Origin of the sequence: Winogradskyella litoriviva, assembly GCF_013249065.1 — a bacterium.
In the GTDB taxonomy this organism is placed as follows: domain Bacteria; phylum Bacteroidota; class Bacteroidia; order Flavobacteriales; family Flavobacteriaceae; genus Winogradskyella; species Winogradskyella litoriviva.
On sequence record NZ_JABRWQ010000034.1, the window covers coordinates 1 to 680 of the forward strand.

The window sequence follows — 680 nt, forward strand, 5'->3', positions numbered from 1 at the left end:
ATTAATTCTAAACTGGTTAACTTATAACAGCCTTCTAAGGTCATATTATCTTCTACCCTAACCCATATGGTTTGTGTAAATGCTTCTGTATTTGTATAAGCTGTTGGCGTACTTATCGCATTGCTTGCTGTTGCTGCATTAGCTTCTGTTTCATAATAATTCACTATATATTGCGTCGCATCTTGTCCGTTTAAAAGCTCTGCATCCTTAAGGGTTAAATTAAATATCGCAATACCATCGGCTGAAATATCATCACATACCTCTAATGCTGTTGGTGCTACTAATTGTGGTGTAGGCTCTACAACAAGTCTTAATGCTACTATCGTCGCACAGTTTGTTGCAATCGTAGCACTCTCTACTCTTGCATAGAGTATTTGCTCATCGATAACAATGTTATTGTAATCAATACTGGTATCAATTGCATTTACTCCATTTTCGGCATTGACTTCTGTTTCGTGGTACGTCACTTGTAAACCTGGTGCGCCTCCTGTAATCTCATTATTGACAGTGGTTAATGTAAATACGCCAAATCCGTCATTGTCTGGGTCACAATACCTTAAATCTTGTGGTGTAAATGCTATGGGTGCTTGTTCTACTACTAACTCTAATGTTGTTAAACTGTAACATCCTGTTTCTATAGCTTCTACTCGTACATGAATAATTTGTCCATTACTCGTATT

At 37.2% G+C, this 680-nt stretch carries 1 pseudogene; it reads right to left on the reverse strand.

From position 1 onward, the window contains the following. Window positions 1-680, reverse strand: a pseudogene (locus HNV10_RS17105) (hypothetical protein); the annotation flags it as partial.